Origin of the sequence: Paenibacillus sp. 7516 (genome assembly GCF_002272715.1) — a bacterium.
Taxonomy (GTDB): Bacteria; Bacillota; Bacilli; order Paenibacillales; family Paenibacillaceae; genus Paenibacillus; species Paenibacillus illinoisensis_A.
Window position 1 is genome coordinate 111,936 of sequence record NZ_NPBI01000006.1, and the last position, 20,048, is coordinate 131,983.

General features: G+C 45.1%; 15 protein-coding genes and 1 riboswitch. Of the genes, 4 read left to right on the top strand and 11 right to left on the bottom strand.

Going from position 1 to position 20,048, the window contains the following annotated elements:
• The first annotated feature begins 264 nt into the window (after nt 1-264).
• Entirely contained in the window at nt 265-1,194 is a 930-nt protein-coding gene (locus tag CHI14_RS03970; RefSeq protein ID WP_095287125.1) for an L-lactate dehydrogenase, read from the top strand.
• 268 nt (nt 1,195-1,462) lie between these two features.
• On the opposite strand, the gene CHI14_RS03975 is transcribed toward CHI14_RS03970, so the two are convergent.
• The 9 genes from CHI14_RS03975 to CHI14_RS04015 form a co-directional block, all read right to left on the bottom strand.
• On the bottom strand, nt 1,463-2,677 hold the full coding sequence (locus CHI14_RS03975; protein ID WP_095287126.1) for a chromate transporter: 1,215 nt from the start codon (nt 2,675-2,677) through the stop codon (nt 1,463-1,465).
• 14 nt (nt 2,678-2,691) lie between these two features.
• Nucleotides 2,692-3,636 (bottom strand): tyrosine-type recombinase/integrase, encoded by a 945-nt coding sequence (locus CHI14_RS03980; protein WP_095287127.1) that lies wholly within the window; start codon nt 3,634-3,636, stop codon nt 2,692-2,694.
• An 89-nt stretch (nt 3,637-3,725) separates the two neighbouring features.
• Nucleotides 3,726-4,799: a hypothetical protein gene (locus CHI14_RS03985; protein ID WP_095287128.1), complete on the bottom strand. Its 1,074-nt coding sequence runs from the start codon at nt 4,797-4,799 to the stop codon at nt 3,726-3,728.
• A gap of 266 nt (nt 4,800-5,065) precedes the next feature.
• On the bottom strand, nt 5,066-6,517 hold the full coding sequence (gene bcaP / locus CHI14_RS03990; protein ID WP_095287129.1) for a branched-chain amino acid transporter BcaP: 1,452 nt from the start codon (nt 6,515-6,517) through the stop codon (nt 5,066-5,068).
• A 548-nt stretch (nt 6,518-7,065) separates the two neighbouring features.
• Nucleotides 7,066-8,526, bottom strand: coding sequence for a glycoside hydrolase family 1 protein (locus CHI14_RS03995; protein ID WP_095287130.1), 1,461 nt, complete (start codon nt 8,524-8,526; stop codon nt 7,066-7,068).
• A gap of 15 nt (nt 8,527-8,541) precedes the next feature.
• The gene (locus CHI14_RS04000) at nt 8,542-10,407 is read right to left on the bottom strand and encodes a beta-glucoside-specific PTS transporter subunit IIABC (RefSeq protein ID WP_095287131.1); all 1,866 of its coding nucleotides are present in this window, start codon (nt 10,405-10,407) and stop codon (nt 8,542-8,544) included.
• A 147-nt stretch (nt 10,408-10,554) separates the two neighbouring features.
• Nucleotides 10,555-11,394 (bottom strand): BglG family transcription antiterminator LicT, encoded by an 840-nt coding sequence (gene licT, locus CHI14_RS04005; protein ID WP_095287132.1) that lies wholly within the window; start codon nt 11,392-11,394, stop codon nt 10,555-10,557.
• 299 nt (nt 11,395-11,693) lie between these two features.
• Nucleotides 11,694-13,067 (bottom strand): amidohydrolase family protein, encoded by a 1,374-nt coding sequence (locus CHI14_RS04010; RefSeq protein ID WP_095287133.1) that lies wholly within the window; start codon nt 13,065-13,067, stop codon nt 11,694-11,696.
• A 174-nt stretch (nt 13,068-13,241) separates the two neighbouring features.
• Nucleotides 13,242-13,814 carry a CGNR zinc finger domain-containing protein gene (locus CHI14_RS04015; RefSeq protein ID WP_095287134.1) on the bottom strand — a complete coding sequence of 191 codons (573 nt, stop codon included), beginning with the start codon at nt 13,812-13,814 and terminating at the stop codon, nt 13,242-13,244.
• 162 nt (nt 13,815-13,976) lie between these two features.
• Here CHI14_RS04015 and CHI14_RS04020 point away from each other — a divergent pair, with 162 nt between their 5' ends.
• The 3 genes from CHI14_RS04020 to CHI14_RS04030 all read left to right on the top strand — a co-directional run bounded on the left by CHI14_RS04020 (nt 13,977) and on the right by CHI14_RS04030 (nt 17,477).
• Nucleotides 13,977-14,480, top strand: coding sequence for a DinB family protein (locus CHI14_RS04020; RefSeq protein ID WP_095287135.1), 504 nt, complete (start codon nt 13,977-13,979; stop codon nt 14,478-14,480).
• Nucleotides 14,481-14,562: 82 nt separating this feature from the next.
• A riboswitch (FMN riboswitch) is annotated at nt 14,563-14,713 on the top strand.
• A 144-nt stretch (nt 14,714-14,857) separates the two neighbouring features.
• Entirely contained in the window at nt 14,858-15,838 is a 981-nt protein-coding gene (locus CHI14_RS04025; protein ID WP_095287136.1) for a DMT family transporter, read from the top strand.
• A gap of 142 nt (nt 15,839-15,980) precedes the next feature.
• A complete protein-coding gene (locus tag CHI14_RS04030; RefSeq protein ID WP_095287137.1) occupies nt 15,981-17,477 on the top strand; it encodes an amidase in 1,497 nt (498 codons plus the stop codon).
• 721 nt (nt 17,478-18,198) lie between these two features.
• Here CHI14_RS04030 and CHI14_RS04040 read toward each other — a convergent pair.
• Together CHI14_RS04040 and CHI14_RS04045 are read right to left on the bottom strand one after the other, a co-directional pair.
• Nucleotides 18,199-19,476, bottom strand: coding sequence for a DUF4179 domain-containing protein (locus CHI14_RS04040; protein WP_095287139.1), 1,278 nt, complete (start codon nt 19,474-19,476; stop codon nt 18,199-18,201).
• On the bottom strand, nt 19,452-19,988 hold the full coding sequence (locus CHI14_RS04045; RefSeq protein ID WP_095287140.1) for an RNA polymerase sigma factor: 537 nt from the start codon (nt 19,986-19,988) through the stop codon (nt 19,452-19,454). Before CHI14_RS04045 ends, CHI14_RS04040 begins: the two co-directional genes overlap by 25 nt.
• Nucleotides 19,989-20,048: the final 60 nt, after the last annotated feature.

Genomic DNA, 20,048 nt, shown 5'->3' on the forward strand with positions numbered 1-20,048 from the left:
GTATACATTTTACGATTCATCAGAATCCACTTCTCCCATTCTACCACAAACCATGTCGAAAAGGCTCATCTTGGGTAATAGGGGTATCAGAAGGTAACCGCTAGGCAGTACTCGTTCCATAGTTGGATGCCCATGCCGTACTTTCGACTCAATCTTCCTTAAACAGACAACGAAAGTGAAATATTTTATAGACATCGCTTTCTTTTCAAACATTTATACCTTAATATGGATGGAAGTCTACCCCAAAAAGGAGAGGATATGAACATGGTAAACAGTGCATTGCTCAAACCAAGTCGCGTAGTCATTATTGGCATGGGCGCGGTGGGAACAACAACGGGATATACGCTGATGTTAAGACAGCGCTCATCCGAGTTGGTATTTGTGGATGTGAATCATGATAAGGCTACAGGCGAAATGCTGGATATGAACCATGGGCTTCCATTTACCGGAGGCGTCAAAGTATGGGCTGGCGATTACTCGGACTGCAAAGACGCAGACATCATTATCATTACGGCCGGTGCCTCCCAGAAGCCTGGTGAAACCCGCATTGATCTGCTGAAGAAAAATGCCAGCATATTCAAAGATATCATTGAACGTATTACCGAAGTGAACTCTCATGGTATTCTGCTCATAGCCACCAATCCTGTAGACATATTATCTTATACGTCCTGGAAACAGAGCGGCTGGCCTGCTTCACGGGTGATTGGCTCCGGTACCTTGCTCGACAGCGCCCGCTTCCGCTACCTGATTGGTAAGAACAAAGGCATTGATCCCCGCAGCATTCATGCACACATCATTGGGGAACATGGTGATTCCGAAGTACCTGTATGGAGTCTAGCCAACGTAGCCGGAACAGATCTGGAACTCGACGAGGAAACGCAGCAGGATATCTTTGATCGCACCAAAAATGCGGCTTATGAGATTATTAATGCCAAAGGAGCCACTTCCTATGCAATCGCACTTGCTTTGGATCGTATTGTAGCCGCCATTTTGGGCAATGAAGGATCGGTCCTAAACGTATCTACATTGCTGGAAGACTATAATGGCGTCTCCGATGTTTATCTCGGGGTTCCATGCGTGGTGGATCGCAACGGTGTACGTGAAATATTGCCGCTTCCACTAAATGAGACAGAGAAAGTCGCTTTCCAAGCTTCAGCAAACAAATTAAAGGAACAGATCGCAGGATTGGAATAATGTCATTATTTTAATATAACCAAAGGACCATCTGGATCGCATTTCATGCTGATTCGGATGGTTCTTTGGTATGAATTAATCGGTAATGGCCTGAACGAAGTCCGACACATTATTTCAGTTTACATAACATTTGCTATGTATACTCTATTTGTTCTTTGTATCGCTCTACTAATCAGAAAATAAGCGTATTTCTATAATTTCCGCTTTTTTAATCGCCTCATAACAAAAAAAGAACCAATGAATCCAAGGAATCATTGGTTGGTTCTTCCTATAATAGTTCAATTAACATACCACCTATAATCCCGGCAATGACAATGAACCACGGTGGACACTTCCAGAAAACAAGCATGATAAATAGAATGCATACCAACGAAAAATCAGCAGGTGTATTAACAGCTGTCGTCCATAGTGGTTGATATAGAGCTGCCAGAAGAATGCCAACCACCGCTGCGTTTATTCCAGTCAGTGCCGCTTGCATGTGCTGATTTTTGCGGAGGGAATTCCAAAAAGGAAGCGTGCCAATGATAAGTAAAAAAGCCGGTAAAAAAATGGCTATCGTAGCAACAATCGCCCCTGATATACCCATTGTGATTGCTCCGAGATAAGCAGCAAAAGTGAACAGCGGTCCTGGTACGGCCTGAGTTGCCCCATACCCAGCCAGAAAATCATCTTTTGTCAACAATCCCCTGGGTACCAATTCCTGCTCCAGAAGTGGCAGAACCACGTGTCCTCCCCCAAAGACCAGCGAACCCGATCTGTACATATAATCGAATAAGGCTAACCACTGAATCCCCGTAAACTGACGCAATATCGGCAGTGCTATGAACAAACCAATAAAGGTAGTCAAACATAGTACGGCGACCGTTCGACTTATCGGGACAACAAGATCAGGAACCTGCGGAGCAGATGTTTTCCTATACAACCACAAACCAATCAATCCTGCTGAGAAAATAAGAACGAATTGACTGTAAACAGCTGTCCATAATAGAGCAACTGTTGCTGTCAACACAGCAAGCGTAACCCTCATTTTATCAGGCGTTAATTTTTGGCCCATTCCCAGAATCGCATGAGCGACGATCGTGACAGCTACAATCTTTAATCCGTTAAGCCATCCGGCATTGCTTATATCATATTCCTTCAATAGGAAAGCAAACAACACCAGAGCAATTACGGAAGGAAGTGTAAAACCGATCCATGCAATCAGCCCTCCAATAATACCTGCCCGAATTACACCAATTCCAATACCAACCTGACTACTAGCTGGTCCTGGAAGGAACTGACACAGTGCTACAAGATCCGCATAACTTCGCTCATCCATCCATTGTCGCTTGCGTACATATTCATTGTGAAAATAACCCAAATGTGCAGTAGGTCCTCCAAAGGAAGTCAATCCCAGTTTAGTTGACACCAGGAGGACTTCCCAAAGAGAAGCTGTTTTTTCTTGTGGCTCGTCCATCGTTGGGGTATTTTTGTTCTCTCCCATTCTGCACATCTCTCCTAATCATAGAGTGGTTGAGACACCATAAATTCTGGAATTTTGACATCCAGCAAAGCCATCGCCTCTTCCTTCTCCCGGCTGGTGACGTGCGTATAAACGGTTGTGGTTTGAATCGATGCGTGACCGAGCAACTCCTGAACCGTACGCAGATCGGCGCCGCGCCGCAGCATCATGGTTGCGAATGAGTGCCGCAGCTTATGGCTGGAATAGTGTAGACGCTGATGAGTCGGAGATTCCTGTTGGAAACGTTCGAAGGTTTCCGTAGATATGAGCTGAATACTGCGAATGGATAATCGCTTCCCTTTTTGCGAAACAAACATCGCTTCTTCCTTCGACCGCCATGGAGACAAACGCTCTTCTACAGCCAAGGTTAACAGCTCCGCAACCATCTCCGGAACAGGGAGTGTACGCCATTTACGGCCTTTACCGAAGACGTCCAGCGTGCGCCGCTCCGCATTATAGTCTTTACAGTTGAGCGCATGGACTTCACCAACCCGCAATCCCATATAACCCATTAACAGAAAGATCGCAAGATTGCGTGTACGATACTTTCCTTCTACCGATTGCAAAAATCGCTCCAGACCGCTTTCATCCAGAAAGACGGGGGCCCGATTTTTCTCGGTTTTGGATTTTTTGATTCCTGATGCGGGATTATTCGTTAACACTTCCAATTCGATTAGCGACTTGAAGAAGCAATTTACCGCTGCATGTTTGCGATTTCTCGTCGCATCACTAACTCCACGTTCGCGGGCACGTGAGAGAAATGACAAGACATGCAGCTTCTTCACCTGCTCCAGCGACTTTCCTTGTATCGAAGAGAGAAATTCGGCGACGTCACCCGTGTATGATTTTACAGTGTGTCCCGTGTAACCGGCGTCTTTCATCCATATGTGAAAAGCTTCAAGCTCATCAGCGTATTGCTCCTGAATTTCCTCGCTTATCATCGGTATTCGTCACCACGATTCATTCTAGTGTATAAGTAAGGCGAGCCATTACTGCTCACTTTATGCTCCTGAAACAAACTTCGTTTCATTTAATCAACAATGACGACATCAATGAGTGGGCTGATCTCCTTCGGACGACCTTCGCTGCGCGTTAGCACAAAGGATGGCAGAGGATTTTCGTACAAACCGTTAATCGATTCGCAGATCTGTACATACAGGTCCATATGCAAAGTCTCCCCTTCCCCTGATACATCGATCACGGGCCAATCCTTCGTGGAACAGGACGGCCAGTTGGCCAGTTCATGAGCAGGTACGATGCTTAACCGCTGTACAGCTGGTGCAATCCGGTAAACACCTCTGAACTGAGGATCCTCACCAAGCTTGTCCACTGCAAGTGTGGAAGCCGCCTGCTTGTCAGGTGCGGAGTAGATTGAGTAACACCACGGAGATACGCCCCACGCAATAGCCATGAGCCCTTCCTCCAATAAAGTGTCCGAGAGGTCACCCTCTCCGAATTGTTCAATCAAATTATGATTACCAGAACCAATCAGCTCTTCCACTCGTTTCGACATGCGGGGCAGATCCGCCAATATAAAACCACCACTGCCATACCCGTCAAATACATGATGATCTCTGCTCCATGTGGATGAAAAAGCAGATTGATCTTGATTCGCTTCTGCTGGAAACAAATTCATTAATACCGTAACGACCTGCGCGTATTTTACCATAGCTTCTTGTTCAGGTTCCAGAGAACCTTCGGCAATCCGGGGCGTCTTCAGGTGCAATGAAATCCGAAGCTCGTAATCACCTTCTGCAAAATCTGCCCATCCCCACTGTATTGGCTGCTGGATCCCTTCTATGGAGTCTAAGGAAATCGTGCTTTCAGGTTTCAAAGAAACAGGATATTGAACCGAACCCAGTTCCTGACCATATATGATCGCAGCGTCATCCCGGTGAATGGGTGCATCAAGCTGCTGTGCAATAACGGATACTTTGCGTCCATCTTTTAACTTGCGATCCGGGTCAATTTCCAGCTGCGAGGCATTCTTCCCCTCAGGATGTGAGATATTCACTTTTGCCTCTGCGAGTACGACAGAGTCTGCAAGTGCAAACCCGAAATTCGGATTCAGGTGAAGCTGATTCCTATGTATTGGTGTGTTCATGATGCATCCCCTCTCCTATGTCTGATGACATGTCACATTCCTCAATATATGTCATATTTGAACTGGCCGCAACCCCGAGCTGGATATGTTCGTGTATGGACATGTACTTTAATAGATACCCGAATATAGGTCTAAAGCCAACTTTCTTTTTCTTACTTCTCTCTTTGCTGCATAACAGAAAACCCCATATTGCTCTAGTGTAAGCTAGGCAGTATGGGGTAGTGAATGCAGAGGAATATCTAGTGATACACAGCCATTATATTTTATTATTTATTTCCCTCTGACTCCACCGGCTGTTGATCTACGGCTATCGATCCTCGCCGCAGTGGATTCAGGTGACTGTAGTGACGGCCATACATGAAATAAATAATCAAACCGATAACCAACCAAGCGAAAAATGTGATCCATGTCAGAGCAGCTAGACGTGTCATTAGATATACACAACCAATCGCACTCAGTATAGGAATCCATGGAACAAGAGGCACCTTGAAGCCGCGTTTGAGATCAGGGTTGTTTTTTCGCAGAACGATAATGCCCAGACTTACGACTGCGAATGCAAACAATGTACCGATGTTGGTAAGCTCAGCCAGATGACCGAGTGAGATGAACCCTGAGAATAGCGCAATGATGATACCTGCCACCCATGTACCTGTCGCCGGCGTTTGACTTTTACCACTGATTTTGGAGAATACCGGGGATAGTAATCCATCCCGTGACATGGAATACAATAGACGGGTCTGCCCATACATCATAACGAGCAGAACGGTTGTTATCCCGGTGATTGCACCAAGAGCCACAATCCAGGACAGACCATGCAGATTCACGAATTCAAACGCAAAAGCAACCGGATCGCTAACATTCAGCATGTGGAAAGGTACGATGCCTGTCAAAATCAAGGATACAACGATATACAGCACAGTGCAGATCGCCAAGGAAGCAATAATGCCTATCGGCAAGTCGCGCTGAGGTCGTTTCACTTCCTCCGCTGCCGTGGAAACTGCATCAAATCCAATATAGGCAAAAAAGACTGTCGCCGCACCAGCGGTTACTCCTGAGATGCCAAACGGCAAAAACGGCTGCCAATTGGAAGGCTGTACATAAAACACACCCACTCCGATAAAAATCAGCACGACTATAATTTTGATCGCGACCATTATGCCATTAGCACGGGCTGCCTCCTTGACGCCACGGGTGAGCAGGAAGGTGATCAGTAACGTGATGGCAGCTGCAGTAACATCGAAATAGGTCCCCTTTTCAGGATTGTATGCACTGCTGAGTGCATGCGGCAGTTGCAATCCGAAGCCTGACAGCAGCGACTGAAAATAACCGGACCAACCGCTGGCTACTGCCGCGCTGGCAAATCCATACTCCAGAATCAGATCCCATCCTAGAATCCAGGCAATGACTTCACCAAAGGCAGTGTAACTATACGTGTATGCACTCCCTGAAGCAGGTACGCTGGATGCGAATTCGGAATAGCATAGGGCAGCGAATGCACAGATGATGCCTGCAAGCAAAAAAGAGAGCACTAATCCAGGACCTGCATAATTTGCCGCTGCGACTCCTGTTAATACAAAAATCCCTGTACCGATAATTGCTCCTACTCCAAGCGTTGTTAAGTCCAAAGGACCTAGCGCCCTTTTTAATGCACTATTTTCTTCTCCGAAGGCAATGGGCTTTTTCCGAAGCAGCGAAGATCGTTTCTGATTCTCTGACATAGACATGTTCCTCTCATGACAAACGTAGATTGAAGTATACCTTCCTAGCTGCTTCATCTCGATCTGTTCTATAAAAAGTCGTTTGTTCTATATTACCGATCACCTACAAAAATCTATCGTATTCTACACGTTGTCGCGTTGCTATGCTAAATTTATTTTTGATTACTGCACTATTTTGTGCTTTTGAGGCGAATAATATCATGAACTGATGGATAGGTCGCAAAATAAAAATCGATCTAAATCAAAACTGCGTATAATTTATATTATGCGCAGTTTTTTGAGTGCTTTTACAAAGGCATAATCCACTTTAACTGGTTGTTATAAGCATTTTCATAAATAAAGGGCTTTTTCGTCTTTTTCTGCTGTCACTTCGCGCCATAATTCATCTGAGGGCTACTCTTCACCCCTACTCTCGTCGATAGTTGACTTCCTATTGTTTAGATACAGAAAAAAGCCGCTACATTTAGCGGCTCCTTTCAATGCAATATATTCTTGTATCATACAGGTGTCTCACGACAAATGATTTTGACCAAAGATTTATACGATCTTTACTCCCAGCTCAAATCCTGTCCATTGGTTTCAATCACTTTTTTATACCAGTAAAAGCTGTTCTTCTTGCTTCTCTTCAACGTACCCTTCCCCTCATTATCCTTGTCCACGTAAATCAATCCGTAGCGCTTGGCCATTTCACCCGTGGAAGCACTAACTATATCGATGCAGCCCCAGGCTGTGTAACCGATCAGGTTAACGCCGTCACGAACAGCCTCTCTCATTTGTTCAATGTGAGCCCGCAAAAACTCAATTCGGTACGTATCGTTAATGGTGCCATCCTCTTCAACGACATCAACCGCACCCAGCCCATTCTCCACAACCATCATCGGGATGCGATACCGATCATATACATGGTTCAGCACGTACCGGAGTCCAACCGGATCGATCTGCCAACCCCAGTCTGTGGCTTTCAGATATGGATTTTTGTATCCACCGAAGACGTTACCTTGAGTCTCATCACCCTCTGGTCGGGTACCCACCACGTGAGATTTGTAGTAGCTAAAGCTGTAGAAATCTACACAGCCTTGTTTAAGAACTTCTTCATCGTCTTCAGCCATTTGTATGTGAATATTTTTCTCTTCAAAATATCGCTTCGCAAAGTCAGGGTATTCCCCTCTAACTTGTACATCACTGCTCATCATATTGTTGATTTGATCCATTCTTAGCGCTTGTAACATATCCTCAGGTTTACATGTACTTCCGTAACCATGACTGTAATTGATCATGCAGCCAAGTTTGAAGTCTGGATTGATTTCATGTGCAAGCTTGACAGCTTTGGCACTTGCCACGAATTGATGGTGCAGCGCTTGAAATCTTAACTGCGTGCTGTCCACTGCTGTATTGTTAAATACGCCGCCTTTTTTATCAACCAGAAGTCCTCCTGCCAAGTAGGCACCTGCCGGAACAATCAGACTATTGATCTCGTTAAATGTGATCCAATACTTCACTACATCTTGGTAACGATTAAAGATTGCGTCGCAATACTTCACGTAACAATCGATCATTTCCCTGGAAGCCCACGCATTAAATTTCTCGGTTAAGGCAAACGGTGCTTCATAATGGGAAATCGTAACGATCGGTTCAATGTTATACTTTTTCAGTTCATTAAACACATTGTCGTAAAATTGGAGACCTGCTTCATTTGGGGTCGCATCGTCTCCGTTAGGGAAGATTCTGGACCATGCAATGGACATTCTATAGCAGCGGAACCCCATCTCTGCGAACATACGAATATCTTCCTTGTAATGATGGTAAAAATCTACCGCTTCATGAGAAGGATAATGAACTCCCTCTTCAGTAGTTATGGTAATGCGACGGGGAACCGTATGGGTTCCGCCCGTCATCATATCGGCGGTACTCGCCTTTTTACCATCAAGATTCCAAGCGCCTTCATATTGATTTGCCGCTGTTGCACCGCCCCACATAAATGAGTCCGGGAAACCATTTTTATTGTTCATGAAAACAATTCCTCCTTAAATAATCTTGATGAGTTTCTCACCAATCGTAATTGATGTTTTATCTGTGCTGATCACATCTACAAAATCATCTGAATTCGTAACAATAATCGGTGTAGTCAGATCGTATCCTTTAGATGCAATCGCATTTGTATCAAATTCAATGAGTAAATCTCCAGTTTTTACTTCATCACCTTCTTGGACATGAACCTTGAAATGCTCCCCTTTCAGCTTCACGGTATTCATACCAATATGAATCAGAAGTTCAGCACCATTATTAGTACTAATACCGATTGCATGGGAAGTAGGAAACACTGCTGATACGACGCCATCGGCAGGTGCCACAAGTTTTCCAACCGTAGGCTCAATGGCAACACCTTTCCCCATCGCCCCCGATGCAAATGCTTCATCTTTTATCGTTGATAACTCTAAAACTTTCCCTGTTAATGGTGCATTAAGAACACGTTCCGAAACGTCTGCAATAGTCACACGATTAGTTGTAGGAGATTTTTCTTGTGTATCTTGAGTCTTTCCATCCTCAGGTACATCTTCAAATCCCAAGATAAGAGTCATTAAGAATGTAACTACAAATGCAATCACACAACCAATGGCCGCATGAACCAGGTTCCATGGATGATCCGTGATAAATGCCGGCAGCGTAGCTATACCTGCAATTCCGAGAGCCGATCGAGCTACACCGAACAATCCAACATATATACCGGCTACAGCGCCACCAACGATTACAGCGATCAATGGCTTTTTCAAGCGTAAATTTACACCAAACAAGGCGGGCTCGGTAATTCCGAGTAATGAAGTTATGCTGGTAGAATATGCTACCTGTTTAAACGCTTTATTTTTCGTTCTCAAAGCGACTGCAAGGGCAGCTGCACCCTGAGAAATATTGTGTACAAGCATACCTGGGCCAACGATACTATCCGTCTTAGTCTGTGCATACGCAGTGAGCACCACAGGTCCCAAGCTATAATGCATACCTGTCATAATCAGGAAAGGGAAGGCTCCGCCGATAATACCAGAAACTAACCATCCTGCATGTGTATTGACAAATGAAACAGCTGACGCAAGATAGTTACCCGCGATTGCACCGATCGGACCGAGCACGATCAGCGTTAGTGGCGCCATAACCAGAATCACGATCAATGGTTTAAGAATGGATTTAATGACCGAAGGAGAATACTTTTCGGCAAAACGTTCGACATAGGACAAAATCCAAACCGCTAGAATAATGGGTATGACCGACGAAGTGTACGTCGCAGAAGTGACCGGCAACCCCAAGAACGAGATTGGCTCACCTGCAGTCATCAACGCTGCAAAGGTGGGATGCAGCAGCACACCTGCGATCGTTAACGCAAATCCTACGTTAGCCTTAAGCTTAACTGCCGCACTCCAGGCAAGCAGCATCGGCAAGAAGTAATAAGCTGCATCACCGATAAAGGTCATGATGGTATTAAACTGTCCATCCAGATCAACGAGATCAAACGTTTTTAAGATAAGAAGAACGGCTTTGATCATAGCGCAACCAATCATGGCTGGCAGGATGGGCGTAAAGATCCCGGAGATGGTGTCCAGAAGCGTAGTCAGTTTCCCTTTTTTCACAGATGGAGCATCATTTTTGCTTGCGAAGTTCCCCAGCTGGGTCAACGCTTTATACACATTGTTTACCTCGTTACCGATAATCACCTGATACTGCCCACCGCTGCTGGCAACACCTACAACACCTTGTACATTTTTCAATGCTTCATTATCCGCGACCTTCTCGTCCTTCAGATTAAATCGCAGCCTAGTAGCACAGTGCGTTACACTGTCTACATTTTTTTCTCCGCCAACCAGCTTTAAAATCTCGGCGGCTGTGCTTTCATGTTTCATGTACTGCTCCCCCTTAAACTATTTTTGGTATAAAAAAAGACCTAGAATTCTATCGAATATAGATAAGCTCTATACACGATGGAACTCTAGGTCTTGCCTGCCTCACCAGTAACAATCCTAGTATAATCATTATTTGGGGCCCGTGATTCAATCCTTCTCTTCATCGATGACCCTTTTGATATGAACCGTTAAATATACCAATTCATCTTCCGTCAGTTCTTTTCCGTAGTCAACTCGAATCAGCTGTGCAATACGGAGACTGCATTGATATTCTTGCACGTATTTTTCTTTAATAATATGGAGAAAATCACTATCGCCACTTTTGACAACGGTATTATTAAACAAGCGATAGGCGAAAAACTTCAAATGAGTGACAAGTCTGGAATAATGGAGCGAGCTTTCATTAAAATGAACATTAAACTGATATCGAATAATGTTTAAGACTTTATGAATAAACTGCGTAATCTTCATGGTTTCTTCCATTTCAGAACCCAGTTCAGCATTAACAATATGAAGCGCAATGAATCCAGCCTCATCTTCGGGCAACGAGATATTGAATTCCTCATTAATCATATCCCGAGCTTTCATGGCTACACGAAATTCATTGGAATAAAACGCTTTAATTTCGGACAACAATGCATTATTAAAATTCATTCCCTGATTATAACGTGCCACAGCAAAATTAATATGATCCGTTAACGTCAGATATATATTTTCATTGAGCTCCTTGTCTAAGGACTGCTTGGCGTATTGAATAATACTGTCGGACACACGAATATATTCCATCGGGATTTGTGCCAGCAGGGCATATAGTTTGCCTGATACATTTTTGGATTTCAGAAAAAATTCTTTTTCAATCTTGACTGTGTCCACATCGTCTCCCTTTTTCTTCTGAAAACCAATGCCACTGCCTAAAAGCATCATCTCCTGGCGTCTTTCATTCACTGCACAGACGACATTATTGTTAATAATTCGTGTGATCTTCATAGGAATCTCCTTTTAACATGAAACGTTAACAAAATTTGACAACAAAAAAAGACCATTAATTATGCATACATGAAGAACAATTCTGCATGTTTGCATCATCAATCGGTCTTGCCTGCTGATCAGTAACAATCCTGATTAAATTCATTATTAACTTATATGGCTATCTTAGTGGAAAGCGTTATATTTGTCAACAACCCTTGCATTAACACCGATTGGTTTTGTAAATACGACGAAATGGATTCAACAAAAAAGAGCCGTGCCTAAGTAACGGCTCTTTTACTTTACTTCTGCCCAATCCTTTAGGAAAATACAATCCGATCCGCATCAGACATCGGATACTGTGTTAATAAATATTCCTTACTTTCCATCGCCTTGCTTCGAATGTCGTCCAGGTTCACATGCAGCAGCTTACCATTTTGCTTCACAAGTTTTCCTGCAACAAAGACCGTGTCCACATTGGATGGATTGGCGAATTGCACAACAGCACCGATCGGATCGTGAACGGGGAACAAATTCAGATCGGTTGTACGAATCATAATCAAATCCGCTTCTTTTCCCGGTGTGACTGAACCTGTTTTCCGCTCCAGCCCTAAAGCCTGTGCACCGGCCGAAGTTGCAAACCGCAGTACCTGACTCGCTTGCAAACTCAGCTCTCCCGGCATTTCACCTTGCGCCAGCAATAACTCGTTCGTTCTGGAGCGCTCAGCTTGCAGCGCAAATTTCATCTGTGAAAACATATCTCCACCTGTCGAAGTCACCACATCCACTCCAAGCGTTGGCGTGCCACCATGTTCCAGAAAATATCCTGTAGCCGGATAGCCATGTCCCATCATCATCTCTACTTCAGGCGTAACTGACAAAGAGGCTCCCGTGTCTGCCAGCATTTTGAATTCATCCATGCCCATCGTATTGCCGTGAACGACATTAATTCGCGGGGTAAGCAGTCCTGCCTCGTACATTCGGCTAATGGAACGGTCTGCAGATCCCCAGCTGCCAAACCCGACATGCATAGAACAAATTGCGTCCAGTTCTTCTGCGAGCTGAATGTCCTGCACCGTTGTATCCCAGTGGCTAAACTCAGGGCCGCGAATAGCTAGTCCATACGTGACCAATTGGTCACTAGAGGAGAAATAACGCTCCTTCACCCCTCTGATATTCTCCGGGTATGAAAGGGTACTTTCCCGATTCCAATAGGCGGTTTCCCCTGGAACACCGTGAGCAAAGACAGCCCGGATCCCTGCATCCTGCAGCCCACGAATTAGTCCATCGGTATGATCAGGTGAATATGGCATGCTCCAATCAAGTACCGTCGTCACACCCGCGTTAAGCGCTTCCAAAGAACCAAGAAGATTGGCAATGTAGCTGTCCTGTGGTCGAAGCTTGCTTCCCATGGCACCATAGTACAGATTTTGCAGATACACGGGAAGCGACCAGTTCGTCCCAGCTGTTTTCACAAGAGATTCCCACATATGCCGGTGTGTATCCACCAGTCCAGGCATGACGATCATGTCTGATGCGTCGATCACCTCAACATCTGCATCGGACACCTCGATATTCGGTTGAACGGCTGCAATCAAAGAGTCGCTAATAAGTACATCTGCCCTGTTAAACTGACCAATACGAGCATCCATCGATAATACACAACCGTTTTTCAATAGATAACCTGTCCCCATGAGACACCTCTCCAATCGTAATGGTTTGTAAAATGATCTGATCCGCATTGCTTTTCCTTACATATGATTTGTGACTATATTTTCGCTAGTATATAACCATTATATACCGATTGTTAATATTTATCAATTCTGGACACCAAACTCCTATCTATGGTGATGACTGTTCTACCATTGTTAAACTTCATTCTTTTCTCCGCTGGATTCCTGCTTACGTTTCGCTCGAAAACGTCTCACCTTCATTAGATTGCCGCACATTTTATCATCACAATATTTCTGTGTCCTACTGCGAGTATCGTCATAGAAGACCCAGCGGCAGTCCGGGTTGTCACAGCATCGAATTCTCTTTCCTTCACCCTCCACCAGTGTCATGGCAAAGTCAGCAGCAACCTCTGCCATCACCTGAAACCAATGGGCATGGATGGGAACCAGCTTAACATCCAGTCCTTGATCCTGTGAGATTAGTCGTCTGATCACCCCACCACTCCGCATAAAGTCATTTAACCATGCTTGATCCTTCTCCATTAGGGGCGTTCCCGCTGACAGACGGATAGCCAGAGACTGTAACTCATCCCTAAAGCTTCTCATGGTGGATTCCTCTTCAGTCGATGCCGGCACTTTTGCTTCTAATTGCCAACGATTCAAGAAATCCTGCTGCCAGCTTGCTTTTCCCAGTCTGTCTTCAGATCGATCCCCGCCGCGCCAATCATGATAGTCACTATTCACAAAATCTGTCCATAACCTATCCATCTATACCTCCGCCACTGTAACTATCTACATCGAAAAAAGATGGTTACATTCTTTTGAATTGTGTTATATTAATTGTAACCATTTCAAACCATATTAGCTAGTTACAAGCATGAAGACGCAAGTCATGAGATGAGTTCCACTAGAGAGGAATGAACTTTAAAAATGACGTCTGTTACAACTGCATTAGATGTGTTGGTTATTCAAAAAGAAGATACCTGGGATCAATGTAACTGGATCGTCCCATTGTCGAAGGCGCTTGAAGGGCTGACCGCAGAGCAAGCAGCTTGGATCCCTCCTTCAGGAGGACTGAGCATATGGCAGCTGGTCAATCATATGTACTATTACAACGAGCGGATCTTAAAGCGTCTTCAAGGTCAGGCTCCACCTGTACCCGCTGCCGAATCGAATGAAGCTACGTTTGGCAGTCCCGGTGACCCCTTGGACCAAGCTGGCTGGAGCCAACTTGTGGAGCGAACTACTGAGCTGGCAGAGCAGTTGCACAATAACCTGGTTACGTTACAGGATTCCAGACTTGAAGAAGCCTATTTGGATTCCGAACAAAACTGGGCTCAAACGCTTGCCCGCTGGGTTCTTCACGACGCTTACCACTCGGGTCAGATTGTGCTTCTGCGCAGGCAGCAAGGAAGCTGGAACATCATTTTCTAAAAAAATGCTTGAACTGCTAGCGCTTACAGGAATAAGATGAAATTATTAATGTTACAACTTGTACGATAACCTATAAATTGAATAGGATCTTCGGGGTAGGGTGCAATTCCCAACCGGCGGTGATGTTCCAATCGGAACCAGCCCGCGACTCGCTGTTGACTTCTTAGGACAACAGCGACTGACTTGGTGTGACTCCAAGGCCGACGGTACAGTCCGGATGAGAGAAGATCAACACATGACATACCGCCTATGGGAAGGTTTCTTTCCTGACGATATGTTCATGGATGAGCCCCCGTTTATTTGGTGTATGCCAAAACGGGGGCTTTTGTCGATTTTGCCAACTGAAGATTCCGTGTTCTGACGAAGGAGTCCTGAATATGGAAAAGACACAGCATGCATCAACGGTTTATCGCAAGGAACGAAGCAATACCGGATTTTGGCTCGTTGTTCTCGGTGCTGCCCTATGGGGCGTAGATCCATTGTTCCGCATCATTTTGCTGCAAACCATGACCTCTACTCAAATTGTACTGGTGGAGCATATTATCGTGAGCTTAGTCGCTATACCCGTCTTATGGAAATTCCGCGCCGACCTGAAACAGCTTCGAGCCCGTCACTGGATCGCCGTTATCTTTATCTCATGGGGCGGCTCTGCACTGGCAACCGTTTTATTCACGCTCGCACTGACACATAATGATCCGAATACCGTCTTGTTGCTGCAAAAAATGCAGCCGATCTTCGCGATTGTTTTAGCGAAGTTCTTATTGAAGGAAACACTGCCGCGCCGCTTCGGCTGGTTATTCGTTGTTGCTCTTATCGGAACTTATCTGCTTACGTTCGGGTTTACACTTCCGCTTGGAAACTGGAACAACTGGATTCATGCGGGCAGCCTGTTGTCACTTGGCGCTGCTGCCTTATGGGGCGGCTCTACGGTGATGGGCCGACTGATGCTGGGGCAAACCCGTTATGAGACGGTCACCTCCCTCCGCTTCGTCGTAGCTCTGCCCTTGCTAATCTTCATGACCTGGAACGAGGGTGCAGCGTGGACCTTGCCTTCCGGTGCAGGAGAACAGGCAGCTGTTGCGCTCAACATTCTGGGGCAGGCGCTATTGCCAGGTTTACTGAGTCTATTGTTATACTATAAAGGTCTCTCGTCCACCAAAGCTTCCGTGGCCACACTGGCTGAGCTGAGCTTCCCCATGGCGGGTGTGCTTGTGAACTGGATTGCATTCCGGACGCTCATCACATGGGAACAGCTGCTTGGATTTATTCTCATCTGGATTGCTTTGTTCGCTATATCCAAACAGCAGGAACGATCTATCACAGCTGCAGACGCAGCTCCTAAGCTTCGGACGGAGTAATGAAGATCTTATCTATATCTTAAAGGCACTGACACATCCCTCGGGATCTGCAGTGCCTTTTGTATTTTTATAATTCCAGTGGTACGATGACATATGGAAAGGTACTTATTCTATTTCATATTTACGGAGAGGAACGATCGTCATGTCTTCATTTTCATATACGTCCTATGATGCCATAGGTCTGGCTGAACTGGTTCGCTCACGGGAAGTTTCCCCCGTTGAATTACTGGAAGCGGCTTACGCTCGCCTAGAAGAAGTTAATCCGCAGCTTAATGCGGTCATTCGTACATATGAAACACGCGCACGCGAGGAAGCCGGGTATGTTCGTCCTGGTGAACAGCCTTTTGCAGGCGTTCCATTGCTCCTCAAAGACATCTCGCAATCGCTGGAGGGGGAAATTCTGACTTCCGGTTCCCGCCTTCTGAAGGATCATCGAGCTTTGCGTAATTCTAACTTTGTATCCAGACTCCGGGATGCAGGCTTCGTTATTATCGGACATACGAACACACCGGAATTTGGCCTCAAAAATATTACTGAGCCACGTCTTCATGGTCCGAGTCGCAATCCATGGAATACGAATCATTCACCAGGGGGTTCAAGCGGCGGTTCAGCTGCAGCTGTTGCTTCGGGTATCGTACCCATGGCCGGAGCCAGTGATGGCGGGGGTTCGATCCGGATTCCAGCCTCCTTCAGCGGACTATTCGGACTAAAACCTACTCGGGGACGGACTCCTGTTGGACCAGGTGTAGGCCGTCAATGGCAAGGTGCATCCATCGACTTCGCGCTGTCCCGGACTGTGCGAGACAGTGCCGCCTTACTGGATACCCTGCAGGTCATTCAGCCTGAAGCCGCGTTTCATGCCCCGCTCTTTCCGGGCAGTTACTTGGCCGATATGAACTATCCGCACCAGCGCAAACTAAAGGTCGCTTATACCACGGATTCACCGGTAGGCACCCCTGTTAGCGAGGATGCGAAGGAAGCAGTGTACAAGCTGGTTCGGTGGCTGGAGGAACAAGGTCATCACGTGGAGGAAAAATTGAGTCCGGTCAACGGTGTTCGGTTGATGGAGAACTATTATATGATGAACAGCGGTGAAATGGCGGCGATGATCGCCTCCATGGAGCATGCTATGGGCCGATCTTTAACTTCGAGCGATATGGAGATTGAATCCTGGGTGCTGGCTGAGGCAGGCAAAAAGGTATCGGCTGCGGAATTCGTTCACAGCCTTGCCGAATGGGACGTGGCTGCCGCGCAGATGTCTACACTCTTCGAGCGATACGACTTTTATATCACACCCGTTAATGCCTTTCCTGCACCAAAGGTTGGAGAGCTAACTCCTCATGAGGAGCAAATTCAGTATCTGATGCAGATTAGCGAATTGGACAAGATGCATCAGCAGCAATTGATCTATGAAATGTTTGAACCAAGTCTTACCTACACCCCCTTCACTCAACTCGCCAACCTGACAGGCCAGCCTGCGATGAGTGTTCCGCTGCACCTCACAGCTGAAGGCTTGCCGATGGGCGTGCAAGTTATGGCAACCAAAGGGCGTGAAGACTGGCTGCTCCATCTGGCTGGCCAGTTGGAAGCATCCGGACTGTGGATCGGAATGAATGGAAACCCTCTTTTCCCTGTCTAAGAAATAGAAAAAGAACAACGAACTAACTCCGTGACCAATTGAGAATATCAAGAGATCACGGAGTTAGTTGTGTGTTCAATTTTATGGTAACAATAAAATTGCGTTATGCATGTTTGTTCAATTTTCAGATCCGAATCGCTCACACCTATTCAGGTTATCCATTTTCGCACCTAACTAGTTTACATAATATTTATTACGTAATAAAACGTGAAATTCTTAAATTTGAATGTCACATCCGTCAAAAGGTACATCTCGTCCAATGAGCTTAACGGCATTATCGATTACGTTTAGTTGTTCTTTTGTAAGTCGGCTTTCATCTCCATCCCAATCACCTAAGCACCAGAGGAACGAGCAAATATTACGGTATTCCATAAACATAGGAATAGTTTGATTCATCGTTAGCGAGAGCAAAAATATGCTGTGTAAATACCAACCCTCTTGAATGAGGGTTCTCATTATCAGATTTCGCTGTGCAGCAAGCCTGACCTGAAACATGTTAATCCTCTAAATCAGAACGTTACTTATAGTGGATACTAACCGAGCACTAGTGAGTTATTGTTAGATTACTCTACTGCGCCGGTGGCAACCATTCGAAGATCCACTTCGACATCAAACTGGGCACGGGATAGAAAAAGCCGCTAAACATAGCGACTTGTAATTGTGTAACATTATTTTACTTTGTTTGATTCATTTGAAGTGATATATAAATAAATATGTTACTTCAGTTTGGTTTTTCCAAATGAACAGTGACTTCAAGATCCCGGAGATATTTTGTTGGATTGAATACAGGCGTGGCGATCTGGATAGACTCCGTGCTGTTGACATTAGAAAAAGTGACCTCATACTTATCACCACCCTCAATCCGAATCGGCGGGCTGACTCTTGGAAATGGATTACCTATTCGATCGTAAAGCCAAATATCACTTACTTGTTCATTAATCCGTTCTCCTGCGACGTCAAATGTAATAGTCAGTTGATCATTCTCCCATTGCTGATCCAATACTATAATAGACCCTACTTCTCCTTGGGAAACCGTGATAGGTCTCCCCTTCCACTCCAAGTTTGTTTTTGAGGTTGTATAGACTGAGCTTATATATGGCGTGATTGTCACTTTGGTGGGCACAGAGTAGAAGGGTTCAAAAAGGTACTTGTATTCACTACTGTTTTCATCACTCGCCACTTGGTTACCAGTAGTCCTCAGAACAAATCCATCTTCATCTCTCACCTGAAATTTCAATATTCCAATCACATTAACTCTATCTTTCAGACGAAGCGTTAGCTCGGTTGTTGTTGGATACAGAGATAGTCTTTCATAATTCAGTGCAATGTTGTTCCAAATTCCCGATTTGTTAATGGGTAGCGTTAGATAACTTCCCTGACGCTGAACCGGGATTTCAACGTAGGTCGTTTTCTTATCACGCGACACCATACCCAGGGTGAATTTGTCTGGCAGCTTATCTTTGGGGCTAATCTGAAGCAATCCACCATAAGTGCCATTTTCCAACTTAAGTGCAGGAGCATTCGCAGTGTAATCTGAAATGAACTTACCGTTCACTGTAAAACCGATGTTATTCATAAACTCATAGATATTTCTATCATAATCTGAAGCAATCCAGCCCAGATTTATATTTGAACCATCGTATATAATCTCTGTTAATGTAACGTTATGATCACCAATTCGTACCTTCTGATTAAGTTTATGTGATAATCCTAGCTTGCTTCCTCTCTTCACTCCATCCTCCCCTATTAACTCAAAGACAGATCCAATGATCGGAATGGATTTCACAGCGTCTGCAAATGCGGGAGACAAAGACGCCATGCCAACCGTAAAAGCTAGTGAAGCAGCTATTGCTGTTGATGTATAGAACAGACGTTTACGGGATTTTTTATATTTGTGTTGTGTTGTCAGTTCATTAAGCGTTTGGGTCATGAATATATCCATATTTTCGGGAATTGGACGATTCACTTGTTCCTTTAGTTGCTGCTCCCATTTTTCCATGCATAGCCCTCCTGCTTCCCCAAGATATGTCTTGCACTTTCACGTGCGCGGCGTAACCTCGTTTTGATCGTGTTTTCGGATTTCTGATAGATCTCAGCTAAATCCTTGATGGAGATATCTTTAATGTGATACAGCTCAAGAATTCGCCTGTCTTCACTAGGTAACATCTCGAGTAACTGTTCCAATTCAATCTGTTCGTAACCATTCTCATATGTAGGAGGAACAGAAAAATCACCTAGGTCCGTAACTTTTTTATTTTGTCGATGAATCAGGTTACATTCGTTAATGACAATTCGGAGCAGCCAAGTTTTGAAAAAAACAGGCTCTCGTAGTGTCTTGATCTTTTCGAACGCCTTTAGAATTGACTCTTGCATGGCATCCCTACAATCCGCATCTTGTGCAAGAATGGTTTTGGCCACTTGGTACATAACGACTTTATGTGCTTGTATCAGGTTTTCAAAAGCTTGAACGTTGCCTCTTTGAGCTCTTCTTACTTCTTTTGGTACGTCCAAAAGTTCCCCTCCTTCCACGTAGACGAATGTTAGATGGTTAACATGAACGTATGGTTTCAA

Bases quoted from the DNA above. Each gene is read 5' to 3' on its own strand.
- bcaP (WP_095287129.1), bottom strand. From the start codon at position 6,517: ATGTCAGAGAATCAGAAACGATCTTCGCTGCTTCGGAAAAAGCCCATT.
- CHI14_RS03985 (WP_095287128.1), bottom strand. From the start codon at position 4,799: ATGAACACACCAATACATAGGAATCAGCTTCACCTGAATCCGAATTTC.
- CHI14_RS03970 (WP_095287125.1), top strand. From the start codon at position 265: ATGGTAAACAGTGCATTGCTCAAACCAAGTCGCGTAGTCATTATTGGC.
- CHI14_RS04040 (WP_095287139.1), bottom strand. From the start codon at position 19,476: ATGGAAAAATGGGAGCAGCAACTAAAGGAACAAGTGAATCGTCCAATT.
- CHI14_RS04000 (WP_095287131.1), bottom strand. From the start codon at position 10,407: ATGAAACATGAAAGCACAGCCGCCGAGATTTTAAAGCTGGTTGGCGGA.
- CHI14_RS03995 (WP_095287130.1), bottom strand. From the start codon at position 8,526: ATGAACAATAAAAATGGTTTCCCGGACTCATTTATGTGGGGCGGTGCA.
- CHI14_RS04020 (WP_095287135.1), top strand. From the start codon at position 13,977: ATGACGTCTGTTACAACTGCATTAGATGTGTTGGTTATTCAAAAAGAA.
- CHI14_RS03975 (WP_095287126.1), bottom strand. From the start codon at position 2,677: ATGGGAGAGAACAAAAATACCCCAACGATGGACGAGCCACAAGAAAAA.
- CHI14_RS04030 (WP_095287137.1), top strand. From the start codon at position 15,981: ATGTCTTCATTTTCATATACGTCCTATGATGCCATAGGTCTGGCTGAA.
- CHI14_RS03980 (WP_095287127.1), bottom strand. From the start codon at position 3,636: ATGATAAGCGAGGAAATTCAGGAGCAATACGCTGATGAGCTTGAAGCT.
- CHI14_RS04025 (WP_095287136.1), top strand. From the start codon at position 14,858: ATGGAAAAGACACAGCATGCATCAACGGTTTATCGCAAGGAACGAAGC.
- CHI14_RS04010 (WP_095287133.1), bottom strand. From the start codon at position 13,067: ATGGGGACAGGTTATCTATTGAAAAACGGTTGTGTATTATCGATGGAT.
- CHI14_RS04015 (WP_095287134.1), bottom strand. From the start codon at position 13,814: ATGGATAGGTTATGGACAGATTTTGTGAATAGTGACTATCATGATTGG.
- licT (WP_095287132.1), bottom strand. From the start codon at position 11,394: ATGAAGATCACACGAATTATTAACAATAATGTCGTCTGTGCAGTGAAT.